Here is a 24,355-nt window from a genome sequence, read left to right as displayed (position 1 = left end):
GAATCGTTGCATGAACCTGGCTGTCTCGCCCACAGAGCTTAGTTCGAGCTGGAGACGCTTGCTGCTGGTGGCGATTCTATGCCTGCTGGCGCCCCGGGTATTTGCCGAGGCCCCAGGCCCGGCTGACCAGCGCGCCCAGGCGGTCACCCAGGTGGTACTCGGTATCCTCAGCTATGCCCGTTGGCCAGTAGAGCCTGCGCAACTGCGCCTGTGCATCGTCGGCCCGACCCAATACACCGACGACCTGATCAAAGGCACCATCCAGGCCACCGGCCGTCCGGTCGTGGTGCGGCGCCTGCTGGCCGACCATCCCGATATCGTCAACGCCTGCGACGCCGTGTACATCGGCAAACTCAGCAATGACGAACGCAGCCGCCTGTTTGCCTCGTTGATCGGCCACCCGGTGCTCAGCATCAGTGAAGGCGGCGACCAATGCACCGTGGGCAGCCTGTTCTGCCTGCGGGTGGGCGATGAGCAAGTGTCGTTTGAGGTCAACCTCGACTCGGTGGCGCGCAGCGGCGTGCGCATTCATCCCAGCGTGTTGCAACTGTCCCGGCGCCGGGCGCCCACCACATGAAAGCGGCGAACGTACGACCTACCCTGCGTTCCGTCATCGGCCGGGGGCACATGATCCTGGCGCTGGTGGCGGTGACGCTGGCCAGTGTCTCCCTGACCCTGCTCGGCGTGTTGGCGCTGCGGGTCTACGCCGAACACAACCTGCACCTGATCGCCCGTTCCATCAACTACACCGTGGAAGCGGCCGTGGTGTTCAACGACCGCAGCGCCGCCACCGAAGCCCTCAGCCTGATTGCCTCCACCGAAGAAGTCGCCCAGGCTGACGTGTTCGATAGCAGTGGCCGGCTGTTGGCGCACTGGGAACGCCCGGAAACCGGCATGCTCTCCCGGGTTGAACTGGCGCTGGCGCATACCCTGCTCGAACAGCCCATCAGCCAACCGATCCTCCACCAGGGGCGCACCATCGGCAGCATTCACCTGACCGGCCACGGCGGTAGCCTGCTGCGCTTCCTGCTCAGCGGCCTGGCGGGGATCCTGATCTGCACCGTCCTCAGTGCCTGGGTCGCCCTACACTTGGCGCGGCGTCTGTTGCGCGGCATTACGGAGCCGCTGCAAAGCCTCGCCGCCGTGGCCCACGCCGCCCGCAGCGAGCGTGACTTCGACCGCCGCGTGCCGCCGGCCCGCATCGCCGAACTCGATAGCCTGGGCAGCGACTTCAATGCCCTGCTCGGCGAGATGGAAGCCTGGCAAAACCATCTGCAAAGCGAAAACGAAACCCTCGCCCACAAGGCCAACCACGACAGCCTTACCGGTCTGCCCAACCGCGCGTACTTCGAAGGCCGCCTGATTCGCGCGCTGCGCAGCGCCGCCAAGGCCAAGGAACAGGTGGCCGTGCTGTACCTCGACAGTGACCGGTTCAAAGAGATCAATGACAGCTTCGGCCATGCCGCCGGTGATGCCGTGCTGGTGGCCGTCGCCGAACGGGTGCGTGCGCAATTGCGTGAAGATGACCTGGTAGCGCGCCTGGGCGGTGACGAGTTCGCCATCCTGCTGGCGCCGCTGCACAAGGTCGAAGACGCCCAGCGCATCGCCGAAAAAATCATCGCCAGCATGGACATGCCGATTGCCGTGCCCGGCAGCACCCAGGTATTGACCTCCCTCAGTATCGGGATCGCCATCTACCCCGAACATGGCGTCACACCCGGCACCTTGCTCAATGCCGCTGATGCGGCGATGTACCAGGCCAAGCGTTTGTCCTCGGGGGGCCAGCAAACGGCGGAGCCGGAGAGCCCCGTCGTCAACGTTCAACACAGGAGTTGATTCCTTGTTCTCGACCGCGCGTTTTATGTTTATCACCCTGCTGGTGGCGCTGCTCGCCCTGGGCGGTTGCCAGACGGCGCCTTCCAAAGGCCTGACCCCGGCGCAAGTCGCCGTCCTCAAGCAACAGGGCTTCGAGCTTACCGATGACGGCTGGGCGTTCGGCCTGTCCGGCAAAGTGCTGTTTGGCAGTGACGTCGAAACCCTTAACCAACCCAGCACCGACATCGTCCAGCGCATCGGCAAGGCCCTGCTGGGTGTAGGCATCGAGCGCGTACGCGTCGATGGCCACACCGACGGCTCGGGCAAGGAAACCTACAACCAGCAACTGTCCCTGCGCCGCGCGAAAAGTGTGGCCACGGTGCTGCAGGGCGTGGGCATGAAAGAGGAAAACATTCAGTTGCGTGGTCTGGGCAGCAGTAAACCGGTGGCCGCCAACGACACGGCGGCAGGGCGTACCGAGAATCGGCGGGTGTCGATTGTGGTGATCGCGGACTGAGCCGGCAGTCCGATTTCAATCTGAAATCCAATCAAAATGTGGGAGAGGGCTTGCCACCTCCCACATTCGAACGGTGTTCGCTTAGTTGGCCGGAGATTCTCTGGGAGCCTCCTGCAATTTAAGGGGAATTGTCGTTGCTGGCCCTTAATCCGCAAACCGCATCTCCCTTGTCTCCCCCATCAACAACCCCTGGTTCTGCTCCGTCACCTCGCGGATGTAATCCCACAACAACGTAATCCGCTTCAACTTCCTCAGATCCTCCCGGCAATACATCCAAAACTGGCGAGTGATCGCAATCTGCTCCCCCAGTACCGGCAGCAACCGTGGATCCTGCGCCGCCAGAAAGCACGGCAAGATCGCCATCGACCGCCCTTGCTGCGCCGCCACGTACTGCGCAATCACGCTGGTACTGCGCAGGCTGGCGCTGGCGCCGGGCACGACGTTGGCCAGGTACAGCAGCTCCGAGCTGAAGGCCAGATCATCCACATAGCTGATAAACGGATGCTCGGCCAAATCTGCCGGTTTGTGGATAGGCGGGTGTTGGTCGAGGTATTCCTGGGTCGCGTACAGCTGCAGTTTGTAGTCGCACAGTTTGCAGCACACGTAGGGCCCGTGTTCCGGGCGTTCCAGGGCGATGACGATGTCGGCTTCGCGCTTGGACAGGCTGATGAAGTGGGGCAGGGGCAGGATGTCGACCGAGATGGCGGGGTAGGTGTCGACGAAGTGGCTCAACTGCGGGGTGACGAAGAAGCTGCCGAAGCCTTCGGTGCAGCCCATGCGCACATGGCCGGACAGCGCCACGCCGGAGCCGGACACCTGTTCGCAGGCCATGTGCAGGGTGCTTTCGATGGACTCGGCGTAGCCCAGCAAACGCTGGCCTTCGGGGGTCAGGACGAAGCCGTTGGTCCGGGATTTTTCGAACAGCAGCGTACCGAGGGACACTTCCAATGAGCTGATGCGCCGCGACACGGTGGTGTAGTCCACCGCCAGGCGTTTGGCGGCGACGCTGGCCTTGCGGGTGCGGGCCACTTCGAGGAAAAACTTCAGGTCGTCCCAATTCAGGGAGCCCAGTGATGTGATGTTTTTTTGCATATTGGACCGGCTTTTATGTGCGTTCTTATTAGAGATTTGCACATCTATACTCCAAAAACAGTCCGAACGCCTCATTCTTCAAGGCGATTCAAGCGCCTTGTCTCTGTATAAATATAAGAGTTGGAGACCACATGAACGCATCTGCCGATATTTCCGTGCAACAGGTCAAGTTGCTCATCAACGGTGAGTGGGTCGAGTCCAGGACCACCCATTGGCAAGACATCGTCAACCCGGCCACCCAGCAAGTGCTGGCCAAAGTCCCGTTCGCCACGGCCGATGAAGTCAATGCCGCCATCGACGCCGCCCATCAAGCCTTCCAGACCTGGAAGCTGACGCCGATCGGCGCGCGCATGCGCATCATGCTCAAGCTGCAAGCCCTGATCCGCGAACACTCCAAGCGTATCGCGGTGGTCCTCAGCGCCGAGCAGGGCAAGACCATTGCCGATGCCGAGGGCGATATTTTCCGTGGCCTGGAAGTGGTGGAGCACGCCTGTTCCATCGGCACCCTGCAAATGGGTGAGTTCGCCGAGAACGTCGCCGGTGGCGTCGATACCTACACCCTGCGCCAACCCATCGGCGTGTGTGCCGGCATTACCCCGTTCAACTTCCCGGCGATGATTCCGCTGTGGATGTTCCCCATGGCCATCGCCTGCGGTAACACCTTCGTTCTCAAGCCGTCCGAACAGGACCCACTGTCGACCCTGCTGCTGGTGGAGCTGGCGCTGGAAGCCGGCGTACCGGCGGGTGTGCTCAACGTGGTGCACGGCGGCAAGGATGTGGTGGATGCGCTGTGCACCCATAAAGACATCAAGGCGGTGTCCTTCGTCGGTTCGACTGCCGTCGGCACTCATGTCTACGACCTGGCCGGCAAGCACGGCAAGCGCGTGCAATCGATGATGGGCGCCAAGAACCACGCCGTGGTACTGCCGGATGCCAACCGTGAACACACCCTCAATGCCCTGGTCGGTGCCGGTTTCGGCGCGGCGGGCCAGCGTTGCATGGCCACCTCGGTGGTGGTGCTGGTGGGGGCGGCCAAGCAATGGCTGCCGGATCTGAAAGCGCTGGCGCAAAAGCTCAAGGTCAACGCCGGCAGCGAAGCGGGCACGGATGTCGGCCCGGTGATCTCCAAGCGCGCCAAGGCCCGCATCCTGGAGCTGATTGAAAGCGGCGTGAAAGAAGGCGCCAAGCTCGAGCTGGACGGCCGCGACATCAAGGTGCCGGGTTTCGAGCACGGTAACTTCGTCGGCCCGACCCTGTTCTCGGGCGTGACCACCGATATGCAGATCTACACCCAGGAAATCTTCGGCCCGGTGCTGGTGGTGCTGGAAGTCGACACCCTCGACCAGGCCATTGCGCTGGTCAACGCCAACCCGTTCGGTAACGGCACCGGCCTGTTCACCCAGAGCGGGGCGGCGGCGCGTAAATTCCAGAGCGAAATCGATGTGGGCCAGGTCGGTATCAACATCCCGATCCCGGTGCCGGTGCCGTTCTTCAGCTTCACCGGTTCCCGTGGCTCCAAGCTCGGCGACCTCGGCCCGTACGGCAAGCAAGTGGTGCAGTTCTACACCCAGACCAAGACCGTCACCAGCCGCTGGTTCGACGACGACACGGTCAACGATGGCGTCAACACCACCATCAACCTGCGCTGATTCGGGAGACGACCATGAAGATTGCATTTATCGGCTTGGGTAACATGGGCGCACCGATGGCCCGCAACCTGATCAAGGCCGGCCATGGGCTGAACCTGTTCGACCTGAACCAGACGGTGCTCAAGGAACTCGCCGAATTGGGCGGCAGCATCAGCGACTCGCCGCGTGACGCTGCCCAAGGCGCCGAGCTGGTGATCACCATGCTGCCCGCCGCCGCCCATGTGCGCAGTGTCTGGCTGAATGAAGACGGTGTACTGGCGGGGATCGGCAACGGCGTGCCCGCGGTGGATTGCAGCACCATCGACCCACAGACCGCGCGCGACGTCGCCGCTGCTGCCGCCAAGCAAGGCGTGGTGATGGCCGACGCACCGGTCTCCGGCGGCACCGGCGGGGCGCAGGCCGGGACCCTGACCTTCATGGTCGGCGCCACCCCGGAACTGTTCGCCACCCTGCAACCGGTGCTGGCACAGATGGGCCGCAACATCGTGCACTGCGGCGATGTGGGCACCGGGCAAATCGCCAAGATCTGTAACAACCTGCTGCTCGGCATCAGCATGGTCGGCGTCAGCGAAGCCATGGCCTTGGGCGACGCGCTGGGCATCGACACCCAGGTGCTGGCCGGGATCATCAACAGCTCCACCGGGCGCTGCTGGAGTTCCGACACCTATAACCCATGGCCGGGCGTGATCGAAACCGCGCCGTCGTCCCGTGGCTATACCGGCGGGTTCGGCGCCGATTTGATGCTCAAGGACCTGGGGCTGGCCACGGAAGCGGCACGCCAAGCCAAGCAACCGGTGATCCTCGGTGCGGTGGCCCAGCAGTTGTATCAATCGATGAGTCAGCGCGGCGAAGGGGGCAAGGACTTTTCGGCGATCATCAACAGCTATCGCAAACCCAAATAAACTGACGGTGGTGAGCGGGCTTGCCCCGCTCACCACAAAAAAGCAGTTCACTGGAAGAGGTGGCTCAAGCAAACACAAAATACTTACGTACCGTCTCGACCACTTCCCACGTCCCCTTCATCCCTGGCTCCACCACAAAGATATCCCCAGCCCGCAAGTGAATCGGTTCCATCCCCTCTGGCGTGATCACGCAGTAGCCTTCCTGGAAATGGCAGTATTCCCATTTCACGTATTCGACATACCACTTGCCCGGCGTGCAGATCCAGGTGCCCATGATCTTGCTGCCGTCTTCGCTGGTGTAGGCGTTGAGGTTGACGGTGTGCGGGTCGCCTTCGAGCTTTTCCCATTTGCAGGCATCCAGGACCGGCAGGGGGTGGGTGTCGCGCAGTACGGTGATGGGCTTGGACATGATGACTCCGAGGCAGGGAATGGAAAGATGCACCCTAAGGCCTGGGACGTTGCGCCAGTGGTCTGAACTCGACATCGGGATGCCCAGAAGCGCAGGCGAACACGATTGTCGGGGCATCGCGAATCAGTGTGGGAGGGGGCTTGCCCCCGATGGCGCCAGGTCAGCCGACACTTTTGAGCGTGAATCCGTCGTTTCCTCGCAGTAAGTGCGAAAGAAGTCAGTCGCGGCGCACGAATTCGCAAGAAAATTCACGTCTGGCCCTCGTATCATTCACCCCAGTAACCGCCGAGAGCCTTCAAATGACCTCAATAAAGACGTGGTGGGACATCAGCCCGCCCTTGAGCACGGCAACCCCGACCTGGCCGGGCGATACGCCGTTCCAGGAAGAGCGTGTGTGGCAGTTCGGCCCGGAGTGCCCGGTGAATGTCGGACGCATTACCCTGTCGCCGCACACCGGCGCCCATGTGGATGCGCCGCTGCATTACAGCGCCGACGGAGCGCCGATTGGCGAGGTGCCGCTGGAGGTGTACATGGGCCCGTGCCGGGTGCTGCATTGCCTGGACAGCGGTGCGCTGGTCCAGCCCCATCAGTTGCAAGGGCGTGTGGATAACCTGCCGGAGCGCGTGCTGTTGCGTACTTATCCACAAGCACCGCTGACCGAATGGGATGCGAACTTCACCGCCATCGCCCCGCAGACCATTGAACTGCTGGCCAGCCTGGGTGTGCGCCTGATCGGGATCGACACGCCCTCCCTGGACCCGCAACAGTCCAAGACCATGGATGCCCACAACGCCGTGGCGCGGCATGGCATGGCGATTCTCGAAGGCATCGTGCTCGACGACGTACCGGAGGGCGACTACGAACTGATCGCCCTGCCGCTGCGTTTCGCCAACCTGGACGCCAGCCCGGTCCGTGCCATTCTCCGCCCGCTCAAGGAGCCCACGCGATGAGCCAATGTCCTTTCTCTGCCGACTACCAGCCACCGGAAGAATGGCATAACGCCGAACTGAATTTTTCCGAGTCCATGAGCTACGGCGACTACCTGGACCTGGGCAAAGTGCTCAGCGCCCAGCACCCGCTGTCGCCGGACCATAACGAAATGCTCTTCATCATCCAGCACCAGACCTCCGAGCTGTGGATGAAGTTGATGCTCCACGAACTCAAGGCCGCCCGCGAACACGTGCGCCTGGGCGAGTTGCCGCCGGCATTCAAGATGCTGGCGCGGGTGTCGCGGATCTTCGATCAACTGGTGCACGCCTGGGCTGTGCTGGCGACCATGACGCCGTCGGAATACAAGGCGATTCGCCCGTTCCTGGGGCAGTCCTCCGGGTTCCAGTCGTTCCAGTACCGCGAGATCGAATTTATCCTCGGCAACAAGAGCCCGGCGCTGTTGCGCCCCCATGCCCATCGGCCCGAGTTGTTGCAGGCGTTGCAGGTGGCGATTGCCACGCCGTCGCTGTATGACGAGGCGATCAACCTGATGGTCAAGGCGGGGCTGGCGATTGACCCCAAGCGTGCCGAGCGCGACCCGACGGCGGCGACCGTGCACGATGAGTCGGTGGAGGCGGCGTGGCGCGAGGTGTATCGCGATCCGAGCCGGTATTGGGACTTGTACCAGTTGGCCGAGAAGTTTATCGACCTGGAGGATTCGTTCCGCCAATGGCGCTTCCGGCATGTGACCACAGTGGAGCGGATTATCGGCTTCCAGCCCGGCACCGGCGGCACCGAGGGCGTGGGTTACCTGCGCAAGATGCTCGACACCGTGCTGTTCCCCGAGCTGTGGCGAGTGCGCTCCACGCTGTAAACGCAATCAAATGTGGGAGGGGGCTTGCCCCCGATGGCGGAGGGTCAGTGGACACATAAGTGACTGACACACTGCTATCGGGGGCAAGCCCCCTCCCACATGGATATTACTGCGCAGCGGCAACCGCTTTCGTCTTACTCACTCGCAACCGGTAGGCCACATAGATAACCCCCACCCAAACCGGCATCGCATACACCGACTCGCGAATCCCCGGGATCGCCAGCATCACGCTGATGATCATCAGCATGAACGCCAGGCACAGGTAGTTGCTGAACGGGAACCAGAAGGTCTTGAACGACGGCGTCACGCCTTGCTCGCCCATGGCCTTGCGGAACTTGATATGGGTGATGCTGATCAGCGCCCAGTTGATCATCAGCGAGGCAACCACCAGCGCGAACAGCAGCTCCAGGGCACTTTGCGGTGCCACGTAGTTGACCACCACGCACAGCATCGTCACCAGCGCCGAGATCGCCAGGGCCCGCAGCGGTACGCCTTGCTTGTTGAGCTTCATCAGCGCTTTCGGCGCATCGCCTTGCTCGGCCAGGCCGAACAGCATGCGGCTGTTGCAGTACACGCCGCTGTTGTACACCGACAGCGCCGCGGTCAGCACCACGAAGTTGAGGATGTGGGCGGCGGTGTCGTTGCCGATCAGCGAGAAGATCTGCACAAATGGGCTGCCGCTGTAGGCATCGCCCGACGCGCCGAGGGTTTGCAGCAGTTGATCCCATGGGTACAGCGACAGCAGCACGGTCAATGCGCCGACGTAGAAAATCAGGATCCGGTACACCACCTGGTTGATCGCCTTGGGGATCACCTTGCGTGGCTCGCTGGCCTCGGCAGCGGTGATACCCACCAGCTCCAGGCCGCCGAACGAGAACATGATGAAGGCCATGGACATCAACAGCCCCATGCCGCCATTCGGGAAGAATCCGCCGTGGCTCCACAGGTTGCTGACCGACGCTTGCGGGCCGCCGGTGCCGCTGAACAGCAGGTAGCAGCCGAGCACGATCATGCCGACAATCGCCACCACCTTGATGATCGCAAACCAGAACTCGGCTTCACCGAAGAACTTTACGTTAAGAGTGTTGATCAGGTTCACCGCGACAAAGAACACCAGTGCGCTGACCCAGGTCGGGATCTGCGGCCACCAGAACTGGATGTACTTGCCCACCGCAGTCAGCTCGGCCATGCCCACCAGCACGTAGAGCACCCAGTAGTTCCAGCCGGCCAGGAAGCCCGCGTAACCGCCCCAGTATTTGTGCGCGAAGTGGCTGAACGAGCCGGCCACCGGTTCTTCGACGATCATCTCGCCGAGCTGGCGCATGATCAGGAACGCGATGAAACCGGCGATCGCGTAGCCCAGGATCATCGACGGCCCCGCCGACTTGAGTACCCCGGCCGAACCGAGGAACAGCCCCGTGCCTATCGCCCCGCCCAAGGCGATCAACTGAATATGCCGGTTCTTAAGGCCACGCTTGAGGCCTACCGGGTTAACCATGTCATCCGCCATTAACATTCCCTTCTACTTGTTTTTCTCGGGGTAGAACCCCTCAGAAGTGCTGAGGAGTCAGATATTACTCTGCGTAAACTTTTCGTAATACAGCTGAACGCCATCAAGTGCCTGATCCGCCAGCCATTGTTGGATGGATTCGACCATTGGCGGAGGGCCGCACACGTACATATCCGCCAATCCGTCGCACAATTCGGCCAGGTCGAAATGCTCGGTGAGGTAGCCGCGCTTGCCGGGCCATTCAGGTGACGGTGCGCTCAGCACTTCGGTGTAGCGAAAGCCGCGGATTGTCGAGGCGTATTGATGGATACGCTGCGCTTCACATAAATCCTCGGCCCCGCGCACGCCGTAGTACAGGTGCACCGGCTGCTCGCAGCCCGTGGCGGCCAGTTCATCGAGCATGCCCAGTAACGCCGACAATCCGGTGCCGCCGGCCACCAGCACCAGCGGTTTGCTGACATGGCGCAGGTAGAACGCACCCAGCGGCGCCTCCATCAGCAACCCATCGCCGACGTGGCAATGTTCCCGCAGGTAATTGCTCATCACCCCATCCGGCAGCAGGCGGATCAGGAATTGCAGCCGGTTGCCCGGCAGGTTGGCGAACGAGTAGGCACGCCAACAGTCGGTGCCGGGTACCGAGATGCGCGCATATTGGCCCGGCAGGAAATCCAGCGCCGTGTCCAACCGCACCGTCAAGATCGCCGTACTGGCCGACACCTGCTGCACCTCGCTTACCGTGCCACGCACCTGCACCGGCCCCGGCGCATTGCACAGGCTCGAATCGAAGTCGAAGTAGAACGCCGCGTCGGACTTCACCCGGGTCTGGCAACTAAGCATCTTGCGCTGTTGCAGGTCGAGGCTGGAGAGGGCTTCCTCGTCCACATAGTCCTGGGTGTAGTCACCTGACTCACACCGGCCCTGGCAGGTGCCGCATACGCCTTCGCGGCAGTCCAGGGGGATCTTGATGCCATTGCGCAGTGCCGCATCCAACAGGATTTCATTTGCGCCCACCGGGAAAAACAGGGTCTTGCCGTCGGCAAAACTGAAGGCCACTTTGTGATTCATTCACGGAAACTCCACGCGTGTAGGGCTGGCACATCACCTGTGGTGAGGGAGCAAGCTCCCTCGCCACAAGATGTGATGTGCTTCAAAGGTGATAGAAATCCAGCACCGAATTGATGGTGTCGTTAAGCAGCAGCGCATGCTTGCGAGTGATCAGCCAACTGTCGCCATGGGGCTTGAGGCGATAGGTGGCATGCCCGTAGAACTGCTCCGATGTGGCCAGCCGATAGAACAGCGTGTGCCAGTTCAACCGGACCTCCAGCGTGCCGTCCGCCTGCTCGGCAATGCGTACGTTGTTGATCAGGTGCAAGGTGCGCGGCATCGGTGTAGCGGATGCTGCCTTGCCGGTGCGCAGGCGAAACACGCGGTCTTCCAGGCCCGAACGATTGGCGTAGTAGATCAGCGACATCTCGCGCTTGGGGTCGCGGGTGTAGACGTGCTCCGAGTCCCATTGCGGCAGGTGGAATTCGCTGTGCGGGTCGAACAATTGCACATAGGCGTCCCAGTCCTGGGCGTCGCACAGCTCGGACTTGCGGTAGAAAAACTGCTCGATCCGGTACTGCAATGGCGCATTCATCACTTCACCTCCCGCAGTGTCAGCGCTTGTTGGTCCAGACCCTTGAGCAGGAACTGCTGCCAGTTGCGGTGCTGGTTGACGTACAGGCCTTCATGGGTGAACTCGGTGCCGGTCATGGCCGGTTGAATGCCGATGGCTTCGCTGTTCGGCGTCGGCCCGGTTTCCCAGCGATGGCTGCCGCGTGAAATATCGCTCCAGCGTTCCAGGCGGCCCTGGAAACCACGTTGGGCTTCGCGGAACTCCACCAGGTCGTCCGGTGTGCCCATGCCCGAGACGTTGAAGAAGTCCTCGAACTGGCGAATACGGTTTTCGCGGTCGGCATCGGATTCGCCTTTCACCCCCAGGCACTGGCTGATGATCTCGGTCTTGTTCCACGCCACCGGGCGGATGATGCGCAGCTGCGAGCTGATCTGGTCGAGGAAGAACAGGCTCGGGTAGATATTCAGGTTGCGCAGGCGGTGCATCATCCACTCGGCCTTCTGCTGGCCGTGCTCTTGCACCAGGCGCGGCATGATGGTGGCGTAGCCGGAGCGCACGCTGGGGTTGGGCATGTCGCTGAACAGCACGCTGTGGCCATTGTTGAAGGCGAACCAGCCGTCATCGGTGTTGGCGTCGCCGGCGCCGAGCTTGCTGTAGTCCAGGGTGCTGGCGGACCCGCTGCCGTTCTCGGTATTCACCTGCTGGCGATGCTGCACCGTGGCCACGTAGTTGTAGTGCACGGTGCTGACGTGATACCCGTCCAGGCCGTTTTCGTTTTGCAGTTTCCAGTTGCCGTCGTAGGTGTAGGCCGACTTGCCCGGCAGCACCTCCAACTCACCGGTGGCCGACTGCGCGACCATCATGTCGAAGAACACTTTGGCATCGCCGAGGAAGTCGTCCAGGCTGTCACGGCCATTCACGTCCAGGCTGATGAAGACAAAACCCTTGTAGCTCTCGATGCGGGCCTTTTTCAGGCCGCGTGTTGCCTTGTCGAAACTTTCCGGATATTCCCCCGGCGCCTTGACCTTCACCAGCCGGCCATCGCTCTTGTAGCACCAGGCGTGGAACGGACAGGTGAAGGTGGACTGGTTGCCTTTGCCGACCCGGGTGAGGGTGGTGCCGCGATGCTGGCAGGCGTTGACCAGCGCATTGAGCCGGCCCTCGCCATCACGGGTAATGATCATCGGCTGGCGCCCGGCGCGCATCGTCACGAAGTCGTGGTTATTGGCCAGTTCGCTTTCATGGCAGGCGTAGATCCAGTTCTTCTCGAAGATCAACTCCATCTCAAGATCGAACAGTTCCGGCTCGGTGAACATGTCGCGGGCGATGCGGAACACGGCGTCTGCCGGGCGAAAATCCAGGCAGCTCTCGATAAAGCTTTTCCATTGCTCGACGCTTCTTGCACCACTCATGGGAGGCACCTTTTGATAATGGCTGAACAGGTGAGCCATTAGGAGGCTGCGACAAGGTGGCGGGCTATCCGCTTAATGGGGGAAGGTGGGCCGCAAAGTTGGGCAGCAAATACCCACGGCGGTGCGGGGCGGTGACGCAACGCGCCACTGTCCGGTGCGGCCAGGGGCGGCAAAACCTGTGGTTTATCCACATAGTCGGCCGTTGCTATCCACTCGGTTGCAATCGGGTCGGCGTGGCGTAGAACTTGCTGTGGAACCACAACGACGCGCCGCCAGAGCGCGCAACCGCCTGACCGCCGTGGGTGCACACTGATGAATAGTCCTACACGCGATATCCATGTCCAACGCTTCGACCTCGAAGGCGCCCGCAGCTGGATGTCCGGCATTTGCGGACCGCACCGCCTGGTGACGAGCACGCCCGAGCGCCTGCGCTTTCATCACAGTGCCAACGTGTTCAAGTCCCGGGCCACCACCCTGGGGGTGATCGAGTACGGCACCGACGTGACCATCGATATCGAAGACGCCGAGCACTTCAGCAGCTACAGCCTCACGCTGCCGTTGGTGGGGGAGCAGGAGCTGAGCAAGAACGGCCAACGCCTGAGTTCCAACCGCGACCAGGGCGTGATCATCGCGCCCAACGAGCATCAGGTGCTGGCGATTTCCGGTGACTGCCGCAAGTTGCAGGTGGTGATCACGCGGGCGGCGATGAGCGAGTCGCTGGAGGGCTTGCTGCAACGGCCGATCGAGGCGCCACTGCAATTTGAACCGGTGATGGATGCGGTGGAGGGGGCGTCGGCGTCGTGGTGGCGCATGGCGCGCTACTTCATCGCGGAGCTGGAGCGCCGTAGCGAATTGTATGAACAGGCGGCGTTCACCCGTGACCTGGAAAGCTCATTGATCAAGGGCCTGATCCTCGCCCAGCCGAACAACTACTCGGAAGAACTGCGCGACGTATTGGGGGTGAAACTGCCCCATTACCTGATCCGTGCGCGCCAGTACATTCACGACAACGCCCGCGAGGCGCTGCACCTGGAAGACCTGGAAACTGCTGCCGGGGTGTCGCGGTTCAAGCTGTTCGATGCGTTTCGCAAGTACTTTGCCCTGTCACCCATGGCCTACCTGAAGAAGCACCGGCTGAGTGCGGTGCGCCAGGAAATCCTCGAGCATGGATCGATCCGCACCATCTCCGAGATCGCCTTCGGCTGGGGCTTTACCCACCTGGGGCGGTTCTCGGCGGAGTATCGGAAACTGTTCGATGAATCCCCCAGCCAGACGCTGCAACGTATGCGTATGCGCAGTACTTGAACCTGATGAAGATCAACCAGTGGGAGGGGCGGTGCCTGGGCGATTTCAGATCAGTTCTTCAACCAACTGCAGGCAATGACTGAACCCCGGCGACTGATCATTCACCCGTCGGCTGAGAATGATCGGCGAGGTCGCCGTCGCTTCCACAACCGGCGTGTAGCCGATATCCGCGCGATGCAGCACCTGCACCGACGCCGGCACCAGTGTCACGCCCATGCCTGCACCGACGAGGCCTATGGCGGTCTGCAGTTCGTTGGTCCACTGCGCCACCTTGAGGCTCAGGCCGTGGGCGTCGAACAGTGCGATCACATGGTCGGCATAGCTGGGGCGCGGGTTGCCGGGGTAGAGCACAAACGGCTCGGCGGCCAGTTGGGCGAGGGTCGCGGGTGCATCGAGCAATGGGTGGCCGGCGGGCAGCACGGCGACCAACCGATCCTCCACCAGTACGCGCTGGACGATGGCCGGGTCGTCGATACGAATGCGCCCGAAGCCCACGTCGATACGTCCGGCCTTGAGCGCCTCGACCTGCTGCAAGGTGGTCATCTCCGACAACCCCAACTCCAGTTCCAACGCCTCATGGGTGCGCAACCGCCGGATCAATTCCGGCAGCACGCCATACAAGGTCGACGGCGCAAAGCCGATGCCCAGCCAGGTCTTCTCGCCCTGGCCGATGCGGCGCGTGTTGTCGCAGACCGTGGCCAATTGTTCGAGCAACACATTGGCGTGCTCATAGAAAAACCGCCCGGCTTCGGTCAGCCGCAGCGGTCGGCCACGCTCCAGCAGGACCACGCCCAATTCCTCTTCCAATTGCTGGATCTGCCGGCTCAACGGCGGCTGGGCGATGTGCAGGCGTTCGGCCGCACGGGTGAAGTTGAGGGTCTGCCCCAGCACCTGGAAGTAGCGCAGATGACGCAGTTCCATAACGGTTCCTTTCATACCTTGAGGGTATTGATCGAGACCAATTCTATATTGGAAGCCAGTAAGAATGCGGCACAGAATCGACGTAAATCTATAAAGAACCCAGCGGGTATTGCCATGCCGATTTGCGCCATCGAGTCGATCGAGACCATTATCGTCGACCTTCCCACCCTTCGCCCGCACAAGCTGGCGATGCACACCCTGCAAAACCAGACCCTGGTGATCATCCGCGTGCGCTGCGCCGACGGCATCGAAGGCATCGGTGAATCCACCACCATCGGCGGCCTGAGCTACGGCAACGAGAGCCCCGAGAGCATCAAGGTCAACATCGACCGTCACTTCGCGCCACTGCTGATTGGCCAGGACGCCAGCAATATCAACGCGGCCATGTTGCGCCTGGAGCGCAGCATTCGCGGCAACACCTTTGCCAAATCCGGTATCGAAAGCGCCTTGCTCGACGCCCTCGGCAAGCGCCTGAACCTGCCGGTCAGCGAACTGCTCGGTGGGCGTGTGCGCGATGCACTGCCGGTGGCCTGGACCCTCGCCAGCGGCAATACCGCCCAGGACATTGCCGAGGCCGAAAAGATGCTCGACCTGCGCCGCCACCGCATCTTCAAATTGAAGATCGGTGCCGGTGAAGTGGGCGAGGACCTGGCCCATGTCATCGCGATCAAACAGGCCCTGGGCGAACGTGCCAGCGTGCGCGTCGACGTCAACCAGGCCTGGGACGAAGCCGTGGCCCTGCGGGCGTGCAAGGTGCTCGGCGACCACGGCATCGACCTGATCGAACAGCCGATCTCGCGTAACAACCGTGGCGGCATGGCCCGGCTCAACCTGTCGAGCCCGGCGCCGATCATGGCCGACGAATCCATCGAGTGTGTCGAAGAGGCCTTCAACCTGGCCCGTGAAGGCGCGGCCTCGGTGTTCGCCCTGAAGATCGCCAAGAACGGCGGCCCCCGCGCGGTATTGCGCACCGCCGCGATTGCCGAGGCCGCCGGTATCGGCCTGTACGGCGGCACCATGCTGGAAGGGGGGATCGGCACCCTGGCGTCGGCGCATGCCTTCCTCACGCTGAACAGGCTGGCATGGGGTACCGAGTTGTTCGGCCCGCTGTTGCTGACCGAAGACATTCTTGCCGAGCCGCCGCTGTACCGCGATTTCCAGCTGCATGTCTCCCACTTGCCGGGCCTGGGCCTGGCCATCGATGAGGAGCGCCTGGCGTTCTTCCGTCGTGACAAACACTAAGAGGCGCCGCCCATGTTGTTCCACGTAAAAATGACCGTAAACCTGCCCGTCGACATGCACCCCGAGCGCGCCGCCAGCCTCAAGGCCGACGAAAAGGCCTTTGCCCAGCGTCTGCAGCACCAGGGCAAATGGCGCCACTTATGGCGCATCGCCGGGCTCTACGCCAACTACAGCGTGTTCGACGTCGACAGCGTGCAAGAACTGCATGACCTGCTGATGCAACTGCCGCTTTACCCCTACATGGCCATCGAAGTGAATGCCTTGTGCCGGCACCCTTCGTCGATCCATGAAGACGACCGCTAGGCCGGTTTTCACTCTGATAACTACAAGATGAGGAACGCACCATGTCCATCCGACTGTCCCAGACTGCCCACGCCCAACGGTTTCTCGAAGAAGCCAGCGGCAACCTCACTGACGGCGGCAACCCGCGCGCCAAGGCGCTGATCTACCGGATCCTGCGCGATACGGTAAACATCATCGAAGACCTGGACGTGACCCCGGAAGAGTTCTGGAAGGCGGTCAACTACCTCAACGAACTGGGCAAGCACCAGGAGGCCGGACTGCTCGCCGCCGGGCTCGGCCTGGAGCATTACCTGGATATGCTGATGGACGCCGCCGACGAGGAAGCCGGCAAGTCCGGTGGTACCCCGCGCACCATCGAAGGCCCGCTGTATGTGGCCGGCGCGCCGCTGTCGAAGTACGAGGCGCGGCTGGACGATGGCAAGGACGACGCGGTGCCGCTGTTTATGCGCGGGCAGGTGCGCGACACCGACGGCAAGCCGTTGGCCGGGGCGATTGTCGATGTGTGGCAGGCCAATACCGGCGGTACGTATTCGTGGTTCGACCCGACGCAATCCGAATTCAACCTGCGTCGGCGTATCGAGACCGACGCCCAGGGCAACTACCGCTTTCGCAGCATCGTGCCGTCGGGCTACGGCTGCCCGCCGACCGGGCCGACCCAGCAGTTGCTCGATCAACTGGGGCGCCACGGGCAGCGCCCGGCGCATATCCACTTCTTTATCTCGGCGCCGGGGCATCGGCACCTGACCACCCAGATCAACCTGTCGGATGACCCGTACCTGCACGATGATTTTGCCTACGCGACGCGGGATGAGTTGATTGCCGAGATTCGCTTCAGTGACGATCAGCAACTGGCGCGGGAGTTTGGCGTGGAAGGGCGGTTTGCGCAGATTGATTTTGACTTTGAGTTGCAAACCGCCGCAGCGCCGGTAGAGCAAAAACGCATGCAGCGGGTTCGCGCCCTCGAAGACTAAATGCGGTCAAAAATGTGGGAGGGGGCTTGCCCCCCACATTTTACCGATGGCGCTGCTCCTATTTGCGTACCACCAGATCAAGCACCTCATCCCGATCCTTGATCTTCTGCAGCACAATCTCCGAGCGGATATCCATCACCCCCGCCGTGCGGTTCAGGTGGTTCACGATAAAGTCCGAAAAGTGCTTGAGGTTGCGTGCCTGCACCCGCAGCACATAGTTGCTGGCGCCGGTGATCACGTAGGCGCTGGCCACTTCCGGCCAGCCTTGCACCTTCTTGATAAACGTCTCATGCCAATCCTCCACATCCTGGCGCAATGACAGGTGGACGATGGCCTCCAGTTCAATCCCCAACTGCTCGGCATTCAACACCGCACGGTAGCCGCTGATAATCCCTTCGCTCTCCAGCAGGCGTAGACGACGCAGGCAGGCAGAGGGCGACAACGCGACTTTTTCCGCCAGTTCCTGGTTGCTGATACGGCCATCCTGTTGCAGGAAATGCAGGAGGCGCAGGTCGGTGGCGTCAAGGATCATGGTTAGAATAAATCCGCGTATTTAGGGGTTAAATTCGAATTTCCTACAGCTTAATTAGCCTGTTACCCACCACTTTGCACGAAAATTCTTTAAATCTTCGTTCATTATTTGCTGCATCCTCACTGACAAAAACCAGGACAGCCCATGACCCCTCGCAGCCATTGCCAAGCCCTCGACACCCAGGACCCGCTGGCGCCGCTACGTCAGCAGTTCGCCTTGCCGCAGGACGTTATCTACCTGGACGGCAACTCCCTCGGTGCGCGTCCGGTGGCGGCGTTGGCGCGGGCGCAGGCGGTCATCGCGCAAGAGTGGGGCAATGGCTTGATCCGCAGTTGGAACAGCGCCGGCTGGGCCGACTTGTCCCAGCGCCTGGGCAACCGCCTGGCCCCGCTGATCGGGGCGCGGGAGGGTGAGGTGGTGATCACCGATACCACCTCGATCAACCTGTTCAAGGTGCTCAGCGCCGCCTTGAGCGTGCAGCGCCAACGTGAGCCGGCGCGCAAGGTGATCGTCAGCGAAGCGAACAACTTCCCCACCGATTTGTATATCGCCCAGGGCCTCGCCGAGTTGCTGCAACAGGGCTATTCCCTGCGCCTGGTCAACAGCCCGGGTGAATTGCCCGAGGCCATCGATTCGGACGTGGCGGTGGTGATGCTCACCCACGTCAACTACAAGACCGGCTATATGTACGACATGCAGGCGCTCACGGCCTTGAGCCATGAATGCGGCGCGCTGAGCATCTGGGACCTGGCGCATTCGGCCGGCGCGGTGCCCATCGACCTGCACGGGGCCGGTGCTGACTATGCGATTGGCTGCACTTACAAATACCTCAACGGCGGCCCCGGTTCCCAGGCGTTCGTGTGGGTCAACCCGGCGTTGGTGGACCTGGTGCACCAGCCGCTGTCGGGCTGGTTCGGGCATACCCGGCAGTTCGCCATGGAATCCAGCTATGCGCCGAGCGCCGGCATCGCTCGCTACCTGTGCGGCACCCAGCCGATCACGTCGCTGGCGATGGTGGAATGCGGCCTGGAAGTTTTTGAACAGACCGACATGGCCCGCCTGCGCAGCAAATCCCTGGCGCTGACCGACCTGTTTATCGAGTTGGTCGAAAGCCGCTGCGCCGCCCACAACCTTGTGCTCATCACGCCGCGTGAACACGCTCGGCGTGGCAGCCATGTGAGCTTCGAACACCCGGAAGGCTATGCGGTGATCCAGGCCCTGATCGCACGTGGCGTGATCGGTGATTACCGCGAGCCGCGCATCATGCGTTTTGGGTTTACGCCGCTGTACACCAGCTTCAGCGAGGTGTGGGACGCGGTGGAAATCCTCGGTGAGATTCTCGACAACTGCACCTGGGACCAACCGCAATTCAAGGTCCGACATAGCGTTACCTGAATAAACGCCGGAGAAAATGTGGGAGGGGGCTTGCCCCCGATGGCGGTGTGTCAGTTACTTAAATTTTTGCTGATCCACCGCTATCGGGGGCAAGCCCCCTCCCACAGGGGATCTGTGACAACGGTTAGACAGTACAACCACAATAATAAAGGGGCACACCACGTGAGCACACCCGACCACGGCTTTGCCGAGATCACCCACCGCGAACTGGGCCTGAGGCGCCAGCTCACTTCCGGCCAGATGAGCATGATCGCCATCGGTGGCGCCATCGGCACCGGGCTGTTCATGGGCAGCGCCTATGCCATCGGCTACGCCGGGCCCAGCGTGCTGGTGAGCTACGCGATCGGCGCGTTGATCACCTTGCTGCTGATGGGCTGCCTGGCCGAGATGACGGTGGCCCATTCCACCTCGGGCTCTTTCGGCGCCTATGCCGAGTTCTACATCAGCCCGCTGGCCGGGTTTCTGGTGCGTTATGCCTACTGGGCGGCGATTGTGCTGGCGGTGGGGGCCGAGGTCACGGCGGTGGCGATGTACATGAAGTACTGGTTCGCCCACGTGCCGGAATGGGTGTGGATCGTGTCGTTTTCCAGCGTGCTGATCCTGCTCAACGCCATCAGCGTCAAGACTTTCGGCAACTTCGAATACTGGTTTTCGACGATCAAGATCAGCGCCATCGTCGGCTTCATCATCCTCGCGGTGTACGTGGTGTTCGGCTCCGGCAACCCGCAATACGGGGTGCAGAACTACACGGCCCACGACGGGTTTTTCCCCCATGGCGTGAGCGGCATGTGGATTGCCGTGATCGTGTCGATCTTCAGCTACTTGAGCGTCGAGATGATCGCCGTGGCCGCCGGTGAAGCGGCGGACCCGGAGCAGGCCGTGAAGAAAGCCTTTCGCGCGACCATCGTGCGGCTGGTGGTGTTTTACCTGCTGACCCTGGCGCTGATGCTCGCCATCGTGCCGTGGAACCAGGCCGGCCAGGCCCAGAGCCCGTTCGTCACGGTGATGCAGACCATCGGCATTCCCGGCGCCACCGGGGTGATGAATTTCGTGATCCTGATCGCGGCCTTGTCGGCGATGAACAGCCAGCTCTACATCACCACGCGCATGATGTTCAGCCTGTCCCGCGCCGGCTTTGCGCCCAGGTCCATGGGGGCCTTGAGCAAGAGCGGCATTCCGCTCAATGCCTTGCTGTTGTCCAGCTCGGGCATCGCCCTGGCGATGCTGTTGAACCTGGTGTACCCGGAAAGTTCGTTCACCCTGATGATGGCGATCTCGATGTTTGGCGCGATCTTCACCTGGTTCATGATCTTCCTCACGCACCTGTTCTTCCGGCGCTATCGCAAGCGTCATGGCGGCGCGAAGCTGTCGTTCCAGTTGCGCCTGTTTCCCTACAGCACGTTATTGGGGTTGGTGCTGATGGGCGCGGTGATGATCACCACGTACTTCACCGAAGCGTTCAAGATGACCCTGGTGTTTGGCGTGCCGTTCCTGCTGATCCTGTCGGCGGTGTATTACGGGTTTTTCCGCAAGGGCAGGACCAAGGCATCGAACAAGGCCCTGGCGTAACCCGGCAATTGTTCGAACGAACGCGCGCATAACAGCAGCGTTCGGCAAGCCCACTCTTCCTGCAACGGTTGGGCGATGAAGCGGCGCGGCGCTGGCCAGCGCGCCAGCGCCGCCAGGGGCACGATGCCCAGGCCGGCGCCGCGGGCCACCATGCGAATCAGCCCGTCAAAACCCTCGGCGCGGATACGCGTCTGCACACGAAAGCCCGCGTGCAGTGCCTGTTCTTCCAGGTACACCGCGAGGGCGCTGGCGGCGGCCAGACCCACGTAGTCGTATTGCAGGCTGTCGACAAAGCTCACCGTGCCGCCCGCCAGGGGATGGTCGTGCGGCATGATCAGCGCCAGCGGGTCGTCGCGAAAGGGCAAGGTCTGCAAGCCGTGGGTGTCCACGGCGTCGGAGATGATCCCCAACTCCGCCGTGCCCTGGCGCAAGGCCTGGGTGATGCGCAGGCTGGGCAATTCCTGCAGGTCGATATCGAGGTTGGGGTGTTCGCGCAGAAAGTCCGCAAGCAGTTCCGGCAGGTATTCGCTGAGCGCAGTGGTGTTGCACAGCAGGCGCACCTGGCCTTTGACGCCGTTGGCGTATTCCGCCAGGTCCTGTTGCAGGTGCTCGGCCTGTTGCAACAACAGGCGGGCGTGACGGGCCAGGGCCTTGCCCGCCGGTGTGGGGGTGACGCCGCGACGCCCACGCTCGAGAAACTCGATGCCCAACGATGCCTCCATCGCCCGGATGCGGGCACTGGCGGCGGCCAGGGATAAATGGCTGCGGGCCGCGCCGGCGGTGATGTTGCCGGTGTCGAGGGTGTGCAGGTAGAGGCGCAGGTCGATCAGGTCAAAGTGCATGGCTGATGGCTCGGGTGACTGGACTGGCCTCAGGGTCACGCAAAACAAGAGGCTGCCTCAGTATGTGGCGAATTTTAGAGCGCATCGAAAAGTCGCACACTCTGCCCATGAATACCTTTCTCGCATTTTACCAGAACCTCGGCCCCGCCCTTACCTTGCTGGTGATCGGCACCTTCCTGCTGGCCGGTACGGTCAAGGGGGTTATCGGCCTGGGCCTGCCCACCGTCGCCATGGGCATGCTCGGCCTGGCTATGCTACCGGCGCAGGCAGCGGCATTACTGATCATCCCTTCGACCGTCACCAACCTGTGGCAATTGGCATTCGGCGGGCACCTGAGTGCGTTGCTCCGGCGGCTATGGCCGATGTTGCTGCTGATTTTCCTCGGCACCGGGCTGGGCACGGTGTGGCTGGGGATGGACGGCGGGCAATGGGTGGTGCGCGCACTGGGCGCCGCGTTGCTGGTGTATGCACTGAGCGGACTGTTCCTGCCCACGTTCAAGGTCAAGGCCCGGACCGAGCGTTGGCTGGGACCGGTGTGCGGGCTGATCACCGGCCTTATCACCTCGGCCACCGGTGTGTTTGTGATTCCTGCCGTGCCATACCTGCAGGCGCTGGGATTGAACCGCGATCAACTGGTGCAGGCGTTGGGGTTGTCGTTCACGGTATCGACCCTGGCCCTGGCCGCCGGTCTGGCCTGGCGCGGCACCTTGGGCGCTGGTGCAATCAACGCCTCGTTGCTGGCCTTGGTGCCGGCGCTGCTGGGCATGTGGCTGGGCCAGGTGGTGCGCCAGCGCATCAGTGCGGTGCTGTTCAAGCGGGTATTTTTTATCGGCATGGCACTGCTGGGCGGGCATTTGCTGATCGGCGGTTAATAATTCATGATCAATTCGTGCCTTTTGGTCAAAGGTATTTTGCCCGGTGGCGGCTTATTCCTAAGGGCCGAGGTGGATAGTCTGCGTCCAGATATTTTCAACCTTCTGGATGCCTCCCATGAAAAAAGTACTCCTGCTCAACGGCGGTAAAAAGTTCGCCCACTCCGATGGTCGCTACAACGCCACCCTGCATGACACCGCCTTGGCGGTGTTGGACCGAGGCGGTATCGACGTCAAGGTCACCCATATCGACGAAGGCTACGACGTGGCCGAAGAGGTCGCCAAATTCCTCTGGGCCGATGTGATCATCTACCAGATGCCCGGGTGGTGGATGGGCGCGCCCTGGATCGTCAAGAAGTACATCGACGAAGTCTTCACCGAAGGCCACGGCAGCCTGTATGCCAGCGATGGTCGCACCCGTTCCGACGCCTCGCAGAAATACGGCAGCGGTGGCCTGGTCCAGGGCAAGCACTACATGCTGTCACTGACCTGGAATGCACCGCAGCAAGCCTTCGACGATCCGACCGACTTCTTCGAAGCCAAGGGCGTGGATGCGGTGTACTTCCCGTTCCACAAAGCCAACGAGTTCCTCGGCATGACCGGCCTGCCGACCTTCCTGTGCGTGGACGTGATGAAACGCCCGGCCATCGAGGTGGATGTGGCGCGCTACGAACAGCATCTGGCGCGGGTGTTCAACCTCTCGGTGTAAGCTGCGGTACACCGATAACGAGGACCGCCCGTGAAAGCCCGATCCGATGAGCTACAGATCTTCGTCAGCGTGATTGAGTGCGGCTCGATTTCCGCCGCCGCGGAGCAGGTCGGGCAGACGCCGTCGGCGGTCAGCCGCACCCTGTCGCGCCTGGAAGCCAAGCTTGAGACCACGCTGATCAACCGCACCACGCGTCGCATGGACCTGACCGAGGAGGGCAAGTACTTCTTCGAGCAGGCCAAGCTGATCCTGGCGCAGATGGACGAGCTGGAAGAGCGCCTGTCGTCACGCCAGAAAAACCCCGCCGGGCGCCTGCGCATCAATGCCGCCGTGCCGTTCATGCTGCATGGGATCGTGCCCTACATCGCCGAATTCCGCCGTTTGTACCCGCAGATCCAGCTGGAGTTGAACAGCGATGACCTGATCATCGACCTGCTGGAACAGAGCACCGATATTGCGATTCGCATCGGTGCCCTGGCCGACTCCACCCTGCATGCGCGATCCTTGGGCTGTACGCCGCTGCATATCCTCGCCAGCCCCGACTACCTCAAGCAGTACGGCACGCCGACGACGGTCGCCGAGTTGGCTGACCATACCCTGCTGGGCTTTACCCAGACCGAAACCCTCAACCACTGGCCGCTGCGCCATGTGGAAGGTGACCGCTGGCTGATCGAGCCCAGCGTGGCCGCGTCCAGTGGTGAAACCCTGCGCCAGTTGGCGTTGGAAGGGCAGGGCATTTGTTGCCTGTCGAACTTCATGACCGTCGAAGACATCAATACCGGGCGCCTGGTGCCGGTGCTGGAGGCGTTCAACAGCGGGTATCGCCAACCGATCCACGCGGTGTTCTACCGCAACTCGCAATTGGCGCTGCGCATCCAGTGCTTCCTGGACTTTATCCAGGCCAAGCTGGCGCGGTATGCCTGCTGATTCGTGACCCTCACGCAAGAGTGAATTGGGCGGTGCGGG

General features: G+C 62.0%; 25 protein-coding genes. 16 read left to right on the top strand and 9 right to left on the bottom strand.

The genetic code is table 11. From position 1 onward, the window contains the following. Nucleotides 1-10: 10 nt before the first annotated feature. From yfiR to yfiB, 3 genes are read left to right on the top strand one after another with little or no spacing between them, the layout of a single operon-like run. The gene (gene yfiR / locus FX984_RS14440) at nucleotides 11-577 is read left to right on the top strand and encodes a regulatory sequestration protein YfiR (RefSeq protein WP_027607683.1); all 567 of its coding nucleotides are present in this window, start codon (nucleotides 11-13) and stop codon (nucleotides 575-577) included. Then, nucleotides 574-1,836, top strand: coding sequence for a diguanylate cyclase DgcN/YfiN (gene dgcN / locus FX984_RS14435; RefSeq protein ID WP_092359350.1), 1,263 nt, complete (start codon nucleotides 574-576; stop codon nucleotides 1,834-1,836). Before yfiR ends, dgcN begins: the two co-directional genes overlap by 4 nt. Nucleotides 1,837-1,840: 4 nt before the next feature. Then, nucleotides 1,841-2,332 carry an outer membrane lipoprotein YfiB gene (yfiB, locus tag FX984_RS14430; RefSeq protein WP_027607681.1) on the top strand — a complete coding sequence of 164 codons (492 nt, stop codon included), beginning with the start codon at nucleotides 1,841-1,843 and terminating at the stop codon, nucleotides 2,330-2,332. Nucleotides 2,333-2,476: 144 nt separating this feature from the next. Here the strand turns inward: yfiB and FX984_RS14425 are convergent, their stop codons facing one another. Next, complete coding sequence (locus FX984_RS14425; protein ID WP_065925944.1) at nucleotides 2,477-3,424, bottom strand: LysR family transcriptional regulator; 948 nt, start codon at nucleotides 3,422-3,424, stop codon at nucleotides 2,477-2,479. A gap of 131 nt (nucleotides 3,425-3,555) precedes the next feature. Here FX984_RS14425 and FX984_RS14420 point away from each other — a divergent pair, with 131 nt between their 5' ends. Then, nucleotides 3,556-5,073 carry a CoA-acylating methylmalonate-semialdehyde dehydrogenase gene (locus FX984_RS14420; protein WP_027607679.1) on the top strand — a complete coding sequence of 506 codons (1,518 nt, stop codon included), beginning with the start codon at nucleotides 3,556-3,558 and terminating at the stop codon, nucleotides 5,071-5,073. Nucleotides 5,074-5,087: 14 nt separating this feature from the next. After that, nucleotides 5,088-5,975 (top strand): 3-hydroxyisobutyrate dehydrogenase, encoded by an 888-nt coding sequence (gene mmsB, locus FX984_RS14415; protein ID WP_146478283.1) that lies wholly within the window; start codon nucleotides 5,088-5,090, stop codon nucleotides 5,973-5,975. Nucleotides 5,976-6,039: 64 nt separating this feature from the next. Here mmsB and FX984_RS14410 read toward each other — a convergent pair whose 3' ends face one another. After that, entirely contained in the window at nucleotides 6,040-6,384 is a 345-nt protein-coding gene (locus FX984_RS14410; RefSeq protein ID WP_003230905.1) for a cupin domain-containing protein, read from the bottom strand. Nucleotides 6,385-6,683: 299 nt separating this feature from the next. Between FX984_RS14410 and kynB the strand changes: the two genes are divergently transcribed. Further along, nucleotides 6,684-7,334: an arylformamidase gene (gene kynB, locus FX984_RS14405; protein WP_027607677.1), complete on the top strand. Its 651-nt coding sequence runs from the start codon at nucleotides 6,684-6,686 to the stop codon at nucleotides 7,332-7,334. Next, entirely contained in the window at nucleotides 7,331-8,188 is an 858-nt protein-coding gene (kynA, locus tag FX984_RS14400; RefSeq protein ID WP_027607676.1) for a tryptophan 2,3-dioxygenase, read from the top strand. Before kynB ends, kynA begins: the two co-directional genes overlap by 4 nt. A gap of 106 nt (nucleotides 8,189-8,294) precedes the next feature. On the opposite strand, the gene FX984_RS14395 is transcribed toward kynA, so the two are convergent. From FX984_RS14395 to antA, 4 genes are all read right to left on the bottom strand, one after another. Further along, a complete protein-coding gene (locus FX984_RS14395; RefSeq protein ID WP_146478284.1) occupies nucleotides 8,295-9,698 on the bottom strand; it encodes an amino acid permease in 1,404 nt (467 codons plus the stop codon). Between the two features lie 57 nt (nucleotides 9,699-9,755). Further along, entirely contained in the window at nucleotides 9,756-10,763 is a 1,008-nt protein-coding gene (gene antC, locus FX984_RS14390; protein WP_098480082.1) for an anthranilate 1,2-dioxygenase electron transfer component AntC, read from the bottom strand. Between the two features lie 82 nt (nucleotides 10,764-10,845). Then, nucleotides 10,846-11,337, bottom strand: a complete 492-nt coding sequence (gene antB, locus FX984_RS14385) for an anthranilate 1,2-dioxygenase small subunit (RefSeq protein WP_027607673.1) — start codon at nucleotides 11,335-11,337, stop codon at nucleotides 10,846-10,848. Next, a complete protein-coding gene (antA, locus tag FX984_RS14380) occupies nucleotides 11,337-12,728 on the bottom strand; it encodes an anthranilate 1,2-dioxygenase large subunit (RefSeq protein WP_092359337.1) in 1,392 nt (463 codons plus the stop codon). The genes antB and antA overlap by 1 nt, the downstream gene beginning before the upstream one ends. 312 nt (nucleotides 12,729-13,040) lie before the next feature. On the opposite strand from antA, the gene FX984_RS14375 reads away from it, so the two are divergent. Beyond that, the gene (locus tag FX984_RS14375) at nucleotides 13,041-14,033 is read left to right on the top strand and encodes an AraC family transcriptional regulator (RefSeq protein WP_027607671.1); all 993 of its coding nucleotides are present in this window, start codon (nucleotides 13,041-13,043) and stop codon (nucleotides 14,031-14,033) included. 45 nt (nucleotides 14,034-14,078) lie between these two features. Here FX984_RS14375 and FX984_RS14370 read toward each other — a convergent pair whose 3' ends face one another. Next, nucleotides 14,079-14,954 carry a LysR family transcriptional regulator gene (locus tag FX984_RS14370; protein WP_146478285.1) on the bottom strand — a complete coding sequence of 292 codons (876 nt, stop codon included), beginning with the start codon at nucleotides 14,952-14,954 and terminating at the stop codon, nucleotides 14,079-14,081. 114 nt (nucleotides 14,955-15,068) lie between these two features. On the opposite strand from FX984_RS14370, the gene FX984_RS14365 reads away from it, so the two are divergent. From FX984_RS14365 to catA, 3 genes are read left to right on the top strand one after another with little or no spacing between them, the layout of a single operon-like run. Further along, nucleotides 15,069-16,196 (top strand): muconate cycloisomerase family protein, encoded by a 1,128-nt coding sequence (locus FX984_RS14365; protein ID WP_092359332.1) that lies wholly within the window; start codon nucleotides 15,069-15,071, stop codon nucleotides 16,194-16,196. Nucleotides 16,197-16,208: 12 nt separating this feature from the next. Then, nucleotides 16,209-16,499 (top strand): muconolactone Delta-isomerase, encoded by a 291-nt coding sequence (catC, locus tag FX984_RS14360; RefSeq protein WP_027607668.1) that lies wholly within the window; start codon nucleotides 16,209-16,211, stop codon nucleotides 16,497-16,499. A 41-nt stretch (nucleotides 16,500-16,540) separates the two neighbouring features. Then, on the top strand, nucleotides 16,541-17,470 hold the full coding sequence (gene catA / locus FX984_RS14355; RefSeq protein WP_027607667.1) for a catechol 1,2-dioxygenase: 930 nt from the start codon (nucleotides 16,541-16,543) through the stop codon (nucleotides 17,468-17,470). Nucleotides 17,471-17,528: 58 nt separating this feature from the next. Here catA and FX984_RS14350 read toward each other — a convergent pair whose 3' ends face one another. Further along, nucleotides 17,529-18,002 (bottom strand): Lrp/AsnC family transcriptional regulator, encoded by a 474-nt coding sequence (locus FX984_RS14350; RefSeq protein ID WP_003176072.1) that lies wholly within the window; start codon nucleotides 18,000-18,002, stop codon nucleotides 17,529-17,531. Between the two features lie 144 nt (nucleotides 18,003-18,146). Here FX984_RS14350 and kynU point away from each other — a divergent pair, with 144 nt between their 5' ends. Beyond that, complete coding sequence (gene kynU / locus FX984_RS14345) at nucleotides 18,147-19,397, top strand: kynureninase (protein ID WP_098480084.1); 1,251 nt, start codon at nucleotides 18,147-18,149, stop codon at nucleotides 19,395-19,397. 162 nt (nucleotides 19,398-19,559) lie between these two features. Then, the gene (locus tag FX984_RS14340) at nucleotides 19,560-20,966 is read left to right on the top strand and encodes an amino acid permease (RefSeq protein ID WP_146478286.1); all 1,407 of its coding nucleotides are present in this window, start codon (nucleotides 19,560-19,562) and stop codon (nucleotides 20,964-20,966) included. Here FX984_RS14340 and FX984_RS14335 read toward each other — a convergent pair. Continuing rightward, nucleotides 20,912-21,808 carry a LysR substrate-binding domain-containing protein gene (locus FX984_RS14335; protein ID WP_092359328.1) on the bottom strand — a complete coding sequence of 299 codons (897 nt, stop codon included), beginning with the start codon at nucleotides 21,806-21,808 and terminating at the stop codon, nucleotides 20,912-20,914. The two genes, FX984_RS14340 and FX984_RS14335, sit on opposite strands and share 55 nt — an antisense overlap. A gap of 107 nt (nucleotides 21,809-21,915) precedes the next feature. Between FX984_RS14335 and FX984_RS14330 the strand changes: the two genes are divergently transcribed. From FX984_RS14330 to FX984_RS14320, 3 genes are all read left to right on the top strand, one after another. After that, a complete protein-coding gene (locus tag FX984_RS14330) occupies nucleotides 21,916-22,680 on the top strand; it encodes a sulfite exporter TauE/SafE family protein (protein ID WP_027607663.1) in 765 nt (254 codons plus the stop codon). A 118-nt stretch (nucleotides 22,681-22,798) separates the two neighbouring features. Next, a complete protein-coding gene (gene mdaB, locus FX984_RS14325) occupies nucleotides 22,799-23,389 on the top strand; it encodes an NADPH:quinone oxidoreductase MdaB (RefSeq protein WP_027607662.1) in 591 nt (196 codons plus the stop codon). Nucleotides 23,390-23,419: 30 nt separating this feature from the next. Further along, nucleotides 23,420-24,316: a LysR family transcriptional regulator gene (locus FX984_RS14320; RefSeq protein ID WP_146478287.1), complete on the top strand. Its 897-nt coding sequence runs from the start codon at nucleotides 23,420-23,422 to the stop codon at nucleotides 24,314-24,316. Nucleotides 24,317-24,355 lie beyond the last annotated feature (39 nt).

The sequence above is a fragment of the Pseudomonas marginalis genome (assembly GCF_008692035.1).
Taxonomy (GTDB): Bacteria; Pseudomonadota; Gammaproteobacteria; order Pseudomonadales; family Pseudomonadaceae; genus Aquipseudomonas; species Aquipseudomonas marginalis.
The sequence above is the reverse complement of the archived record's forward strand: the minus strand, read 5'-3'. Positions and strand labels throughout refer to the sequence as shown.